This is a genomic window from Pandoraea sp. NPDC087047 (assembly GCF_044745225.1).
In the GTDB taxonomy this organism is placed as follows: Bacteria; Pseudomonadota; Gammaproteobacteria; order Burkholderiales; family Burkholderiaceae; genus Pandoraea.
This window is the reverse complement of the sequence record NZ_JBIUZU010000001.1, coordinates 334,899-348,505: the sequence shown is the minus strand read 5'-3', so window position 1 is coordinate 348,505 and position 13,607 is coordinate 334,899. Positions and strand designations below refer to the sequence as shown.

The window sequence follows — 13,607 nt, the reverse complement described above, 5'->3', positions numbered from 1 at the left end:
CAATATCGCCGCGACGCGATGGGCCATACACTGCGAAATCTCTGCGTGAGCATAGCCTTCCTATAACTTTTCGTCATCCATCATGTCGCTCATCAATTACATTACCCAGATCCAGTTCGGCTACGACTCGATTCGTCTGCTCGCCGCAGAGTGCGAGCGAATCGGGATCCGCCGGCCGCTGATCGTGACGGACGCGGGCATTCGCGTGGCTGGCCTGCTCGACACGGTACTGGACGCGCTCGGCGCCAGCACGCCGGTGCCGGTCTTCGACGGCACGCCGCCCAATCCGAACGAATCGGTCGTGCGTGAGGCCGTGGCCATGTACAAGGCGAACACGTGCGACGGCGTGATCGCGCTCGGCGGCGGTTCGTCTATCGATCTGGCCAAGGGCGTCGCGGTGTGCGCAACGCACGACGGCACGCTCCGGCGCTTCGCGGTCATCGAAGGCGGTGCGGCACATATCACGGCGGCGACGGCCCCGGTCATCGCAATTCCGACCACCGCCGGTACCGGCAGCGAAGTCGGGCGCGGTGCCATCCTGATTCTCGACGACGGCCGCAAGGTCGGCGTGATCTCCCCGTACGTCGTGCCTCGCGTGGCGATTTGCGACCCGGCGCTGACGCTGGGCCTGCCCGCCGCCCTGACGGCCGCCACGGGCATGGACGCCATCGCTCATTGCATGGAAACGTTCATGGCACCGGCGTTCAATCCGCCCGCGGACGGCATCGCCCTCGACGGTCTGTGGCGCGCATGGCGGCACATCGAGCGAGCAACGCGCGAGCCGTCGGATCGCGCCGCGCGCCTTAATATGATGAGTGCGTCGATGCAGGGGGCGCTGGCGTTCCAGAAGGGGCTGGGCTGCGTGCACAGCCTGAGCCACTCGCTCGGCGGCATCAATCCGCGCCTTCACCATGGCACGCTGAACGCCATTCTCCTGCCGGCCGTGATCGCGTTCAACCGCGCGGCGCCGTCGATGCAGGAAGACGCCAAGCTCGACCGGCTGGCTCAGGCGATGGGGCTGGCGTCGGGCGACGACGTCGGTCCGGCGATTGCGCAGATGAGCGCCAGATTGGGGCTTCCGGGCGGTCTTGCGGAACTGGGCGTGACGCGCGAGCAGTTCCCCCGCATCATCGAGGGTGCGCTCAAAGATCACAGCCACAAGACCAATCCGCGAGACGCCAGCGCGCAGGATTATCACGACATGCTCGAAGCGTCGATGTAAAGCGCGGCAGGCGCGCGGCCTGACAAGGCGGCCGATGCGCCTCGTTCTTTGCCCACTGATTCTCATATTTTCAGGAAACTCAAATGGTTACGTCAGGATATACAGACACCCGGCTTCTGATAAATGGCGAGTGGTGCGACGCCGCCAGCGGCAAGACGCTCGACGTCATCAACCCGGCAACGGGCAGCGCCATCGGCAAGGTCGCCCATGCGGGCATCGCCGATCTGGACCGCGCGCTCGACGCCGCGCAGCGAGGTTTCGCCGCCTGGCGCAAGATCCCGGCCGCCGAGCGTGCCACGACCATGCGCAAAGCCGCAGCGCTCGTGCGCGAACGTGCGCACGCCATCGCCCGCCTCATGACGCAGGAGCAGGGCAAGCCGTTTGCCGAGGCACGCGTCGAAGTGCTGGCGGCAGCGGGCATCATCGAATGGTTCGCCGACGAAGGCATGCGTGTGTATGGCCGCGTTGTGCCGTCACGCAATCTGAATGCGCAGCAGACTGTGCTCAAGGAGCCGATCGGCCCGGTCGCGGCATTCACGCCGTGGAATTTCCCCGTCAACCAGATCGTGCGCAAGCTGAGCGCGGCCCTGGCCAGCGGGTGCTCGTTCCTCGTCAAGGCGCCCGAGGAAACCCCGGCGTCACCGGCGGCGTTGTTGCAAACCTTTGTCGAAGCGGGCGTTCCGGCGGGTACGGTTGGCCTGGTCTTCGGCGATCCGGCCGAGATCTCCAGCTATCTGATTGCGCATCCGGTGATCCGCAAGATCACGTTCACGGGCTCGACTCCGGTCGGCAAGCAATTGGCTTCGCTGGCGGGTCTGCACATGAAGCGGGCGACGATGGAACTGGGCGGCCACGCGCCGGTCATCGTTGCCGAGGACGCGGATCTGGCCCTCGCCGTGAAGGCCGCGGGCGGCGCCAAATTTCGCAATGCCGGACAGGTTTGCATCTCCCCGACGCGCTTTCTGGTGCACAACAGCATCAAGGACGAATTTGCGAAGGCGCTCGTCAAGCATGCTGAAAGCCTGAAGTTGGGCGACGGGCTGGCGGAAGGCACGACCCTCGGGCCCCTCGCGAACGCGCGCCGCCTGACGGCCATGAGCCGGGTGATCGACGATGCACGCAAGACCGGGGCGACGATTGCCACCGGTGGCGAGCGCGTTGGCACGACCGGCAACTTCTTCGCGCCGACGGTGCTCACCGATGTGTCGCTCGACGCCGATGTGTTCAACAACGAGCCGTTCGGCCCGGTTGCCGCCATTCGCGGTTTCGATAAGCTGGAAGAGGCGATTACGGAAGCGAACCGCCTGCCGTACGGTCTGGCCGGCTATGCGTTCACGCAATCGTTCCGCAATGTGCATCTGCTCTCGCAGCAGATGGAAGTCGGCATGTTGTGGATCAACCAACCGGCTGCTCCGTCTCCCGAAATGCCGTTCGGTGGGGTCAAGGACTCGGGCTACGGCTCGGAAGGCGGACCCGAGGCGATGGAGGCTTACCTCGTGACGAAGGCAGTGTCGGTCATGGCCGCGTAATAAGGTAATGCGAGGTAATGCGACGTCACGCTGGCGGACGTCGCGCTGCTGGCGTCGTTGTTGCCCAACATACGTAAGCCATCAGGAATGAGGGACGGTGTGCGGTAGCGCAATGCAAGTTACGCTACCGCACGCCGTCTGTCTCCTCACACGCTCACCGAACGTTCAGGAATACATATAGCCGCGCGAGCGCGGGATCGTCTGCGCGTTCTGATGCGCTTTCTGGCAAACGATCTGGAAGATGGCGACGTTATCGACCTCGAAGGCGTATGCACAACCTGCCAGATAGACGCGCCAGATACGGTATTTGGTCTCGCCGATCATCTCGCGAATTTCGTGGCCATGCTGTTCGTACCGCACCGTCCATTCCTGCAAAGTCTGCGCGTAGTGACGGCGAAGGTTTTCGACGTCGAGCACCTCCAGTCCACCGCTCTGCATGGAGCGGATCGCATACGACAAATGCGGCAGTTCTCCGGCCGGAAACACGTATTTGTCGATAAATGTGCCACCGCCGAAAGGGGTGTCGCCGCTATTGGCGTCGGTCGACGTGATGCCGTGATTGAGTGCCACGCCACCGGCGGCCAGCAAGTCGCCGACGATGCGGAAGTACGCGTCCATGTTGGCAAGTCCCACGTGCTCGAACATGCCCACGCTCGTGATCCGGTCGAAAACGCCGGTCACGTCCCGATAGTCCTGAAGCCGGAGCTCCACGAGATCCGACAGGCCGAGCATTTCCACGCGCTCGCGCCCGAGCGCCAACTGACGCTCCGACAACGTGATGCCGACACATTTGATACCGAAGCGCTGTGCGGCACGCATCACCAGCGCCCCCCATCCGCAGCCGATATCGAGCAAGGTATGGCCGGGTTCTACGCGGATTTTGTTGAGAATGTGATCGATCTTCTTCAATTGCGCCGCGCCAAGCGATTCGTCGCCGCGCTCGAAATAGGCGCAGGAGTAGACCATCCGCTCGTCCAGCCAGAGCTTGTAAAAATCGTTCGATACGTCGTAGTGATACTGAATCGAATCGCGGTCTTCCTTCTTGCTGTGCGAAAATCGGCGCGCCAGCTTGGGGAGCGCGCCGGCGACCCTGTAAGTGCCGCCCGCCAGCGCGTACGCCACGCGCATGACATCGCCGAGATCGCCCTCGATGTCGATGTGGGAGCGAATGTAGGCTTCGCCCAGTGTGTCCAGCGACGGTTCGAGCAGGGCGGGGATGGCGGCGGGGTGATTGACCCGAATGGTCACGAGCGGTGTGTCAAACGTACCGAGGTCAAACGATTTGTCGAGGGGCAGGGAAAGACGCACGGGAAGATCAAGATCCTGCCGGATGCGCGCCGACCATCGACCAACGGTGACTTCCATAAACTTGTCGAGCATTGCGATTGCCTTAGTCGTGACTTGTGCTTTATAAGCAGTAAAGACCCCCGTGCGATGCGGGGGCGGGATAGAACACGACGATTCTGAAACGTCGCGCTTCACACGTCCAAGATATGTTTTCAACCGCAGCGATAAGTAGAAGTTATGAGAGAACGACGCGTGGTGCCGCGCCAGATTCGGTATTTGCTGGCCGTAGCCGAGCACAGGAATTTCACGCGAGCAGCAGAAGCGCTTGGGGTCTCCCAACCGGGGTTGTCCCAGCAGATCCGGCAGATCGAGGAGTATCTCGGCGCGACGCTATTCGACCGCACGGGCAGGGCCGTGCGCATCACGGATGCCGGCGACGTCTACCTCGAATACGCACGCAAAGCCCTGCGTGAGCTGGAAGCGGGGTGGAGAGCGCTTCAAGAGGTCGACGATCTTTCTCGAGGGGTGCTTCGACTGGCGTGCACGCCGTCGTTCATCGGTACCTTGATGCCCAAGTGGGCATACGCGTTTCATCAGAAGTATCCGAACGTTCGAATCGAAATTTCCGGGATGCCGCTGGACGCCATCGAAGCCGCGCTCGATGCCGACGAGGTCGACGTGGCCGTCGGTTTCACCGACGTGAACGCAGAAGACATTCATGCGACGCCATTGTTCGACGAACAGCCCATGCTGATCGTGAGCGAAAAGCATGAGGCGTTTCGTCATCAGGAGGCGATTGCCGCCGAGCCGCTGTCTCGCTTGCCGCTCGTCATGTTGACGAGTGGCTTCGCGGCGCGCGCCTATGCGGACGCGTATTTCCGTGCCCATGATATCGAGCCGAATATCGCCATCGAAGCCAACTCGATCGGCGCGGTACTCAAGATTGTCGAGTTAGGCGAGATGGGGACGGTGCTGCCGCAACTGGATGGGGAAGCCTCGCCCGGACTTCGCAATATTCGGCTCGCGCAGCCCGTCGCGCGCAGACCAGTAGCATTGCTGCAAAAGCGCAGAGGCCATCGGACGGCCGCGTCGCTGGCGTTTGCCGAACTGGTGTTGACGGAAATTCAGGCGGCTTGACGGTTTGCACGGCTGCTCGAATGCCGCCGTGCTTTTCGTCGCACCGACATAGGCAGACACGCCGGTCTTGCGAGCCAATTCGATGAGTTCGGTGACGAGGCCTTGCTTGAACGTATCGTGGATTTGCGACAGACGGATCACGCCGACATTGACACCGTCGAGCAGCATCTCGCGCACCGCCAGTTCGGAGGCGACGCGCGGGTTGGGGTGATCGGCGACGAACTGATCTTCTCTCGCAGGCTCACCCGCGATGGTGGCCCCCATTGCCGTAGTGGATGTCACGAGGAGCGGGCGAATCGATCCTTTGAGGGCATCGCCCAAGGCGTGGATGACCCGGTAATCTTTTTGACAGTTTGCGACGAAGTGCGCGAAGGTGTGATCGAACGCCGTGTGGATGACGGCGTCGCATTGGGCGGCACCGGCGCGCAAGCTATCCGTGTCGAACAGCACGCCTTGCTCGGGAAGTTTCTGAGGGATCGTCGCGCTCGCCTGAACCCCGCCGAGTTGGGTTTTTCGCAAGGGCGCCGGCGCACGCCGGGCTTGCGCCGTGAGGAAGTGGTCATGCGCGCTGCCATCAGCCCGAATTGGTACACATGGCTGGAGCAGGGGCGGGGCGGCCCGCCGTCGATAGAGGTATTGAATCGGTTGGCGTCGGCCCTGATGCTGACCGAGGTGGAACGAGAGTATCTGTTTATCCTTGGACTCGGCCATCCGCCGGACGTCGTTTCGAGGACTCCGGAGTGTGTGCCGACGCGACTTCAGCGGGGGTCTACAGGCAATGAGGCGAGCTAGGGGCTCCCCGGGCCCCAGGCTCGCCAGTGCGGCAATACCGATTTACGCAGTCATATATTCAAAAAACTCATTCAGCAATTGGACGTCCTCTTCCCGTTCGACTGCTCCCAGGTGTGTTTGTCTGATGTCATTGATGGCATCAGACACCAGTGGATAAGCCTTAACCTGGACGGGCGGATGGACATCCGCCGGCACCACGTCGGCAGATTTGACGGAAGGGTGATTGGTCTTGCCCAAGAAGTTACGATGCATGACAAAAGCGGATTTCACCGTCCCTGATCGGCCATCACCAAAGCCACAGTGCACCATGATGTTCGACCCGGGGTACTTGTACCGAAGCGTTTCCATCAAGCCGACCGTGCGCGCCAACTGATCCGCGCCCGGAGAGTTTGTCGCATCGAAGAAATCGGTGATGAAATAGTTCTTGTCGAAGAACCACTCAATGCCGTTTTTATCGAATTCGTCCTTGAGAATTTTTGCCTGACCCAGATTCTTGACTTTGGCCAGACTGTCATCAAGGCTGATGATCGCCTTGATATTATTGTTCTTCAAATATTCCGCGTATTTGGCTGGATCAAATGGGAAGTTGTAGCCGGGCCTCTCGCTTGACGCAATATGGTGATTGGCATTCAAGTTGAAATTGTAGTGGGGAGCACCGCCCTTGCCGCCTTTGGGTAAGGCGCGCCATGTGCCGTCGGACATGTGCTGGATTTCGTGATAATCGCCCGTGCGCGTCGGATGCTTGATGTATCGACTGTCTCCATTGGCAACGGAAAACGATTCATAATACTTTCCATCCATTTTCACGTACTGCTTGCCGGAAAGATCCAGAACACCGGAACCCTGAGTCGCCATTCGGCCAATATCGTTTTTCGATAGCGTCGCCTGATACCCGTTCAGGCTGGGTTTTTTAAACAGTTCTCCGTTGATTTCGATATAACGTCCAGGCAACGGTGCGTTGGACTGCGGGTCGAGGACGGCATATTCCCGGTTGAAGTCGGTCCCGACATTTCTCACCGGCACATTTTCCGTTCCTTCTACCTTGCGCAGCGAATCACCCGTCCGGGCAGGCTTCCAGCTACCTGTGTCGGCGACGCCCCGTAACGCGTTGGCGGCAGTCGAGACTGGCGACGTCTCCGGCATTGACGCGCTGTAAACCCAATGATTGAGGTCGTTCTTCTCGATGGTCTCGAAGAACACTTGCTTATCGCCCTTGCGAGGATCAACCAGTCCCAATTGACGCAGATCGGCGTCGGGCTGTACTTCGAGATAGGAATTCCCGTTCTGGGCAAAGTAACGCGACGCGCCGTTGGGTGGGGCAACTTCGACCACGCCGTCCATATAGCCCCCCGCGTGCACCGTTTGCCGGCCTGCAGGCAGGCCGCCTTGAACGTGGTACGACGAACCGATCGTTGAAGTCTGGTCGGATATTGCGTTGCGCACCGAAGCGGGAAGCGCGTTTGGCGTAACCGCGTTCGCGCCGGCGGCGGCCAGCGCGCGTTGCTTCGCGGCTTGTTTCAACAAGCTGCCGCCGCCTTTCAGTCCCTTGCCAAGGATGTCGCCCGCCGCGCCTGCCAGATCGAGGACGCCACTCGCGAAATCTCCGAACGCGGCCGCACGGTCTCCGTCCGTATAGGATTTGAAGGCGTCCGCAAAACTCTTGCCTGCGGACAACACGCCTACCGCAGCACTCGCGAGCGGGAACGGAAATGTCACTGCCGCTGCCGCATAAGACAAGCCTTTCCACGCTTGCTCGGCAATGACCTCACCGCGCGTTGTCGTGGTCGCAGAAACATCCCCGGTCAGGCGGAGCACGCCGCGATCGTATTCCCGCGCCGTGTCGGCCGAGATCCGGTCGCCGCCCTTGACATGCGCCTGCGGGTCAAGGTTGCGGTACGTGCGCTCAACCACTTTTCCGATCTCGGTCTTATCCGTGTGATTGACCCGGTCGTACATGTAATTGGCCCACGCCTGATTGGCGGGTTTGTTCGATGTCTCGAACCCTTCGCGCAACTGGTCATACGTGTGGAATACGTTGCCGTCCGGGGCCCCCGGCGTATAGACCAGCGCGCTGTTTTGCCTGCCATTTGCGCCAGGCATATGGAAGGCATACGTGCCATGGACCTGCTTGCCGTTCAGTTCGAGCGTATGCACGCCCGCGGCCTTGCCCGAGGCGATGTCTGCCCGACTCGCCGTATCCGGCGAGGACCACCGGTCGATGATCGGCTTGAGCGACGCGTACTGATCGTCGCTCAACGTCCCCAAGAGCTTTGCCTCAAGCGCATCGCGCTGCAGACTCGTTTGTACTGCGTTCTGGTGGAGTCGTCGCTTTTCGTCGAGTGCGGGACCTTTCGACAGGTGAGTGGCGGTCGTATCCTGGACGTATTTCTCTCCGATGTAGGAGCCGCGCGCCAGCGAACTGATATAGCTGCGCATCTCCGGCCTGCCGAGCGAGCTCACGTCCTGACCGTCGGTCGAGCGAAACTTCATGACTCTCTCAACGTTCAGCTCGCTTCGCTCCCGATACCCGTAGGTGACCATGTTGGTCAGCGACATCTTGACTTCGCCGTCGCCGGCCAGATCCACCTCTACCTTGTCCGGGTCGATGCTTTGCGTGACGCCGAGCTCACGGAGTTGTTTGTTGACGCCGTCACTGACCTTTGCGTGCGCGTATTCGGCAAACGGCGTCGGTTGTTGCACCGCTTGATAGGCCTGCTGCGCCGATTCGGCCGCCAATCTCAAGGAATTGAGTTGTTTGCGCTGGGCGGTGGACGCACTCGCGTCCGTCGAGGGCATGAGTGCCGCGCGAGATTCCGCGAGTGTCGTGCGACGTCGCTCGGCTTCCACGTTGCCTAGTTGGCCGCGATAACTCGGTCCGCCCGAGAATGCCTGCCATTGCACGTCGTTGCTAGACCAGGTCGATGGCTTCTGGGCCATGCTGGCGGCTTTCCGATTGGCGGGATCGAGTTGATTCGTCAAATAGCGACGACCGGCCTCGGACCCGGTCCATTGACCGACCTGCTCGGTCAAGGCGTGCCAACTACTGGCTTCGTAATACTCCTGGTCCGGCGCCCCCGGCGCATACATGACATAACGATTTGATTGACTGGATGTGTCGGTTTCCCGATAAACCTGGACGTCCTTGAGTTGATCGCCCCCGAAGATCTTGACCCCGCCCAGCGCATTGTCGACACCGGCCTTGGCGACCGCGTCCGGCGACTGCATCGTGCGCTGGATCAGGTTGTATCCCTGCGTCGTCAGGGTGCCTTTAAGTTTGGCGCCATAGGCGGACTGTTGTGCGCGGCTGGCAAGCGCTTCATTGGCCGCCGCGCTCATCTCAGGCTGCTGGTAGCGGGCTGCCTGAGCTGTCAGGTAGTCGCCTCGCACATCCTGCTCGCCCATCAGTTGCGAGAGGAGTGCTGGGGTCAATGCTGCGCGCTGAGCCTCGGTCACATGCGGTTGAGCAGCCAACGAAAACTGCGTGCTCGACGAGAACGGGCCGCGCAGCGCAGCCTCCGACAGCGTTAGCTCCGAGCGCATCGGGTTTGCTGGCGTGCCCGATTCTGCGACCACCTTCAACTGGTCCGGGTCGACTGTCACGCCGGTCTTGCGCCATACGTGATCCTGTACCTGCTGTCTTGCAAAGTGCTGCGGGCTCGCTGTTTCACCCATCAAGCGATTTACCGCGGCTTCGTCGTCCCGACGCTGGGTCTCGAACGTGCGTAGCTGCGCGCGCTCGGTCGCATTCGCGAGCGGATACTGTTTGCGTCGCAGATGGTCATCATAGCGGCTGGCAAGTGACCCATTTCGCGGGTCGTTCAACAGCTTCCGTGCCACCTCATTCTCGATCTCGACGAGCGCATTCGACGAACCCTGGGCGTATGGGCGCCGTGCCACGCGGCTCTCTTCGTCCCAAGTCTGCGATTTGAACAAACCCGTATGCGCCAAATCATAAGATGGCGCCCGACCGTCCTTGACCACATCGAGCAACGCCTGGGTCACCGGCTGAGAAGAGCGGAGCACGCCCGAGACGACATCGCGTTGATTCACGTAGATGTTGTCCGGATCGAGGTTCTGCCCCGGAAACTGCTCTGCCAGCAGCCGTTTGCCTTCTTCTTTGACGAAGCCGAGAAAGTCTCCCTCGCTGCCGGCCGATGCCGGAGGTGCAGAGGGGCGCGAGTTCGCCGTCGCGCTGGACGTCGACAAGCGGCCCGCCGTACTGGGCGGGTCGCCGGCGGGCGGCGTAGAACGCTTGACACGTGGCGCAGGTTTGCCGTCCGCCTGCGCTGCCTGTTCGGGCGATGGTGATTCCGCCTGCGTCGCATTCGTCAGGGGCGGCTTTGTCGCCACGTCTTGATCAGCATCCGGCATTGAATAAATATTTGCACCGGGCGCATTGTTTCCAACTTCCATCACTTCCTCCGTCTACGAAAAATTGATTCGGATCATTCGGCATTTCCCGCTATGCAACCGTATCAATTCCCTTGAGACGAAGCCATCAGACGGGTCTGATTCGCGTGCTATCCCAGCGCAGACACGCAAGGCACGACCGGTGGAAGTTCATCGACAACAGAGGTTCCCGGCAGTCCCGATTCGGACGTGCCATTGCCCTGGACCGGCGACAACGCCGCCGGTCCTGACTCACCTAGATGCGCCTGAGGACACCGGCGCTCATGCCTTCGACAGTTCGCCAAACGTCAGCCGCCATAGCGCCCTCGGATTACCGTGTTTCAGTGCTTCGGGCAGAAGCGCGTCCGGGAAGCCCTGGTAACACACCGGACGGAGAAAGCGTTCGATCGACGTCATTCCCACGGAAGTGAAGCGACTATCCGAAGTGGCGGGAAACGGGCCGCCGTGAATCGATGCGTACGACACTTCCTGGGGATGCGCGAAGGCGTTGATCACAATGCGCCCCGTGCGGCGCTCCAGCGTCGGCAAAAGACATGAGGCGAGTTCGAAATCGTCTTCGTCGATCTGCATCGTGGCCGAGAGCTGGCCACGGAACTGCTTCGCCAGCGCGACGAACTGCGCGACATCTTTCACTCGCACTAGCAGCGCCGCAGGGCCAAATACCTCTTCGAAAAGCGATGGCGACTCGAGCATTTGCGTGCCGTCGACCTCGAGGAGTGCCGATTGCCCGTCCCATACCCCTTGGGCCGCACCTCCTTGCGCGATGCGTTGTGCGCCGGCGCCTTCGCGATCGCTGAGGTTTTGCGTGTAGGACTTCCAGATGCCTGGCGTCAACATCGGGCGGGCGTGCATAGCCGCAACACGTGCGATGAGCGCCTCGCGCAGCGCGTCGTAACCGATGCCGGCGACTGCGAGGAGGATGGCGGGCTTCAGGCAGGCCTGTCCGACGTTGACCAGCATGCGCTCGCCAAAGCCGTCGCCGATACTGGCACCACGTGCCGCCAACGCGGCAGGCAGCACGAACGTCGGATTGACGCTGGTCATTTCGGTGAATACCGGGATCGGATCGGGGCGTTGCTGTGCGCGCCGATACAGGGCCATACCGCCAACCTCGGAGCCCGTGAAAGCAACGCCCTTGACCAGCGGATGATCGATGAGAGTTTCTCCCACGGCGTTTCCACCGCCTCGCACCATCGAAAACACACCCTCGTGCAAGCCCGAATCTGCAACAGCCTGCTGAATGACGCGGGCCATCAGTTCGGAACCGCCCGGATGGGCATTGTGTGCCTTGACGATCACCGGGCAACCGGCTGCCAGCGCTGACGCGGTATCGCCGCCCGCCACCGAATAAGAGATGGGGAAATTGCTCGCACCAAAGATCGCGATGGGACCGAGCCCGATCTTTTGCATGCGGTGATCCATGCGCGGGCGCGGCTGCCGGTCGGGAAGGGCGGGATCGATCGTCGCCTGACGGAATCGCCCTTGTCTGACGACAGCAGCGAATTGACGAAACTGCTCTGCGGACTTGATGGCCTCGCCTTCCAACTGGGTAGCGGGGAGGCCCGTTTCCAGCGAAATGCGTTCGGCGAGGGCCGGGGCAATGGCTTCCAGACCCGTCGCGATGCGTTCGAGGAATTCCGCGCGCCTGGGCAGCGATGTCGCGTTATAGCTGTCGAATGCCTCGTCGGCCAGCATGGCGGCACGATCGACCTCCTCACGTCCGCCAAAAGCGAACGACGGTTCGATTTCTTCGTTTGTCGCGGGATTCAAGGCCTTCATCGTGCCCGCATTGGCCCAGACTTCGTGCGCTCCGATGAACAGGTTTCCGGTGATCTTCATGCTTTCTCTCCCTGAGCTGCCGCCAGCGCGGCGACCAGTGCTTCCGTCGTAAGGATTTCGTGTGCGAATGTGGGACCGTTGAGGTCATGGGCGGCGCGCATCAGTTCCTGTGTGAATGCCGCGGTGGCGTCGCGAACGAGCGTTACGTGGTAGCCGAGTTCCATTGCGAAGCGGCTCGTGGACTCGATGCAGGTGTTGGCAAGCAGCCCCGTGGCAATGACATGCGTGATGCCGTGCTGCTTGAGCTGGAAGTCAAGATCGGTATTGGCAAACCCGCTTTGCGCCCAATGCTCCTGAATGATGATGTCGTTCTCCTGCGGCACGAAATCGGGGTGCCACTCTCCGCCCCAGGTGCCCTTTGCAAACGTGTGGCGCTGCTGAATCAGGCGCTGCGTCGGATTCGGATGATCCCAACTGTCGTAATCGCCCGGCTGCCAGCGACGGTGCGGCACGTAAAAGATCTGAATCCCGGCTTTGCGTGCGGCATCGACGGCTGCGCGCAAGTTGTCGAGAAGGCGGACATTGGTCGCGATCTCCTTGATCATTGGGAACAACTTGCCGCCTTCGGACAGGAAGTCGTTGTACGGATCGACCAACAGAAGGCCGGTTCTCTCCACCTGATATACAGCATTCGACATCTCGATTCTCCACTTGAAAAAGGGCGATGGGACCACCGTTCCTGCGGTGGGATATCGCTGGCCGGGCCGTATGTCGGGCGGCCCCGGGGGTATGCAACGGCATAGGCGGAGAATATAACTATGAAAATCATAGTGTCAAGTAAATAAAGGGGAAGAGCCGTATTTGTGACGCAACGCAAGCCGTAGGCGATAGATTTTTTTGTGTTACTATGAAAAAAATAGTAACTGCGGAGGAATGAGGCAAATGGTCAAGCTTGGAGAGTCCACGGTATGCCCGGTGTCCAGGTCGCTGGACATCGTTGGCGACCGCTGGACAATGCTCTGTCTGCGCGAGTTGTTCATGGGCGCCACGCGCTTCGAAGAGATTCAGATCCAGACCGAAGCGACCCCGCAGATGCTCACGTCGCGCCTGAAGGCGCTTGAGGCCAACGGCATGGTGGCGCGTCATCTGTACAGCGAGAAGCCCCGGCGATATGAATATCGCCTGACCGAAAAGGGCAGGGAGGTGTATCCCGTCGTTCAGGCGTTACGGGCGTGGGGAGAGACGTGGTGCAAGGCACCTGACGAGGGCGTGGCGGTGCTGTATTCGCATCAGGAGTGCGGGCACGACGTAGGGCTGGACAACGTGTGCACGCATTGCGGCGTTCGGGTCGAACGAAAAGACCTCGACGCGCGACTGAGCGACAAATTCGCCAAGGAAAGAGCGCAACGCCACGCTGTCTTCAAAGGAAAGACCGGCCCCGTCTGAGCGGG

Annotated in this window: 8 protein-coding genes and 1 pseudogene; 5 read left to right on the top strand and 4 right to left on the bottom strand. The window is 61.1% G+C overall.

Annotation, left to right across the window (positions count from 1 at the left end; genetic code table 11):
• Window positions 1-82: 82 nt before the first annotated feature.
• Both ACIPHM_RS01430 and ACIPHM_RS01425 read left to right on the top strand, forming a co-directional pair.
• Window positions 83-1,222 carry an iron-containing alcohol dehydrogenase gene (locus ACIPHM_RS01430; protein ID WP_400323700.1) on the top strand — a complete coding sequence of 380 codons (1,140 nt, stop codon included), beginning with the start codon at window positions 83-85 and terminating at the stop codon, window positions 1,220-1,222.
• A gap of 83 nt (window positions 1,223-1,305) precedes the next feature.
• Complete coding sequence (locus ACIPHM_RS01425; RefSeq protein WP_400323697.1) at window positions 1,306-2,751, top strand: NAD-dependent succinate-semialdehyde dehydrogenase; 1,446 nt, start codon at window positions 1,306-1,308, stop codon at window positions 2,749-2,751.
• 165 nt (window positions 2,752-2,916) lie between these two features.
• Here the strand turns inward: ACIPHM_RS01425 and ACIPHM_RS01420 are convergent, their stop codons facing one another.
• A complete protein-coding gene (locus ACIPHM_RS01420) occupies window positions 2,917-4,131 on the bottom strand; it encodes a class I SAM-dependent methyltransferase (RefSeq protein ID WP_400323694.1) in 1,215 nt (404 codons plus the stop codon).
• 144 nt (window positions 4,132-4,275) lie between these two features.
• On the opposite strand from ACIPHM_RS01420, the gene cynR reads away from it, so the two are divergent.
• Both cynR and ACIPHM_RS01410 read left to right on the top strand, forming a co-directional pair.
• Window positions 4,276-5,175, top strand: coding sequence for a transcriptional regulator CynR (gene cynR / locus ACIPHM_RS01415; protein ID WP_400323691.1), 900 nt, complete (start codon window positions 4,276-4,278; stop codon window positions 5,173-5,175).
• Between the two features lie 432 nt (window positions 5,176-5,607).
• A pseudogene (locus ACIPHM_RS01410) lies at window positions 5,608-5,940 on the top strand (helix-turn-helix domain-containing protein); the annotation flags it as partial.
• A 69-nt stretch (window positions 5,941-6,009) separates the two neighbouring features.
• Here ACIPHM_RS01410 and ACIPHM_RS01405 read toward each other — a convergent pair.
• From ACIPHM_RS01405 to ACIPHM_RS01395, 3 genes are all read right to left on the bottom strand, one after another.
• Entirely contained in the window at window positions 6,010-10,380 is a 4,371-nt protein-coding gene (locus ACIPHM_RS01405; RefSeq protein WP_400323688.1) for a dermonecrotic toxin domain-containing protein, read from the bottom strand.
• 258 nt (window positions 10,381-10,638) lie between these two features.
• A complete protein-coding gene (locus ACIPHM_RS01400; RefSeq protein ID WP_400323685.1) occupies window positions 10,639-12,216 on the bottom strand; it encodes an aldehyde dehydrogenase (NADP(+)) in 1,578 nt (525 codons plus the stop codon).
• On the bottom strand, window positions 12,213-12,854 hold the full coding sequence (locus tag ACIPHM_RS01395) for an isochorismatase family cysteine hydrolase (protein WP_400323683.1): 642 nt from the start codon (window positions 12,852-12,854) through the stop codon (window positions 12,213-12,215). The genes ACIPHM_RS01400 and ACIPHM_RS01395 overlap by 4 nt, the downstream gene beginning before the upstream one ends.
• A gap of 244 nt (window positions 12,855-13,098) precedes the next feature.
• On the opposite strand from ACIPHM_RS01395, the gene ACIPHM_RS01390 reads away from it, so the two are divergent.
• Window positions 13,099-13,602, top strand: coding sequence for a winged helix-turn-helix transcriptional regulator (locus ACIPHM_RS01390; protein WP_400323680.1), 504 nt, complete (start codon window positions 13,099-13,101; stop codon window positions 13,600-13,602).
• The last annotated feature ends 5 nt before the right edge of the window (window positions 13,603-13,607 follow it).

What these genes read in the sequence shown, in the direction of transcription:
- ACIPHM_RS01395 (WP_400323683.1), bottom strand. Translation starts at nt 12,854, where the DNA reads ATGTCGAATGCTGTATATCAGGTGGAGAGAACCGGCCTTCTGTTGGTC.
- ACIPHM_RS01400 (WP_400323685.1), bottom strand. Translation starts at nt 12,216, where the DNA reads ATGAAGATCACCGGAAACCTGTTCATCGGAGCGCACGAAGTCTGGGCC.
- ACIPHM_RS01425 (WP_400323697.1), top strand. Translation starts at nt 1,306, where the DNA reads ATGGTTACGTCAGGATATACAGACACCCGGCTTCTGATAAATGGCGAG.
- ACIPHM_RS01390 (WP_400323680.1), top strand. Translation starts at nt 13,099, where the DNA reads ATGGTCAAGCTTGGAGAGTCCACGGTATGCCCGGTGTCCAGGTCGCTG.
- cynR (WP_400323691.1), top strand. Translation starts at nt 4,276, where the DNA reads ATGAGAGAACGACGCGTGGTGCCGCGCCAGATTCGGTATTTGCTGGCC.
- ACIPHM_RS01420 (WP_400323694.1), bottom strand. Translation starts at nt 4,131, where the DNA reads ATGCTCGACAAGTTTATGGAAGTCACCGTTGGTCGATGGTCGGCGCGC.
- ACIPHM_RS01430 (WP_400323700.1), top strand. Translation starts at nt 83, where the DNA reads ATGTCGCTCATCAATTACATTACCCAGATCCAGTTCGGCTACGACTCG.
- ACIPHM_RS01405 (WP_400323688.1), bottom strand. Translation starts at nt 10,380, where the DNA reads ATGGAAGTTGGAAACAATGCGCCCGGTGCAAATATTTATTCAATGCCG.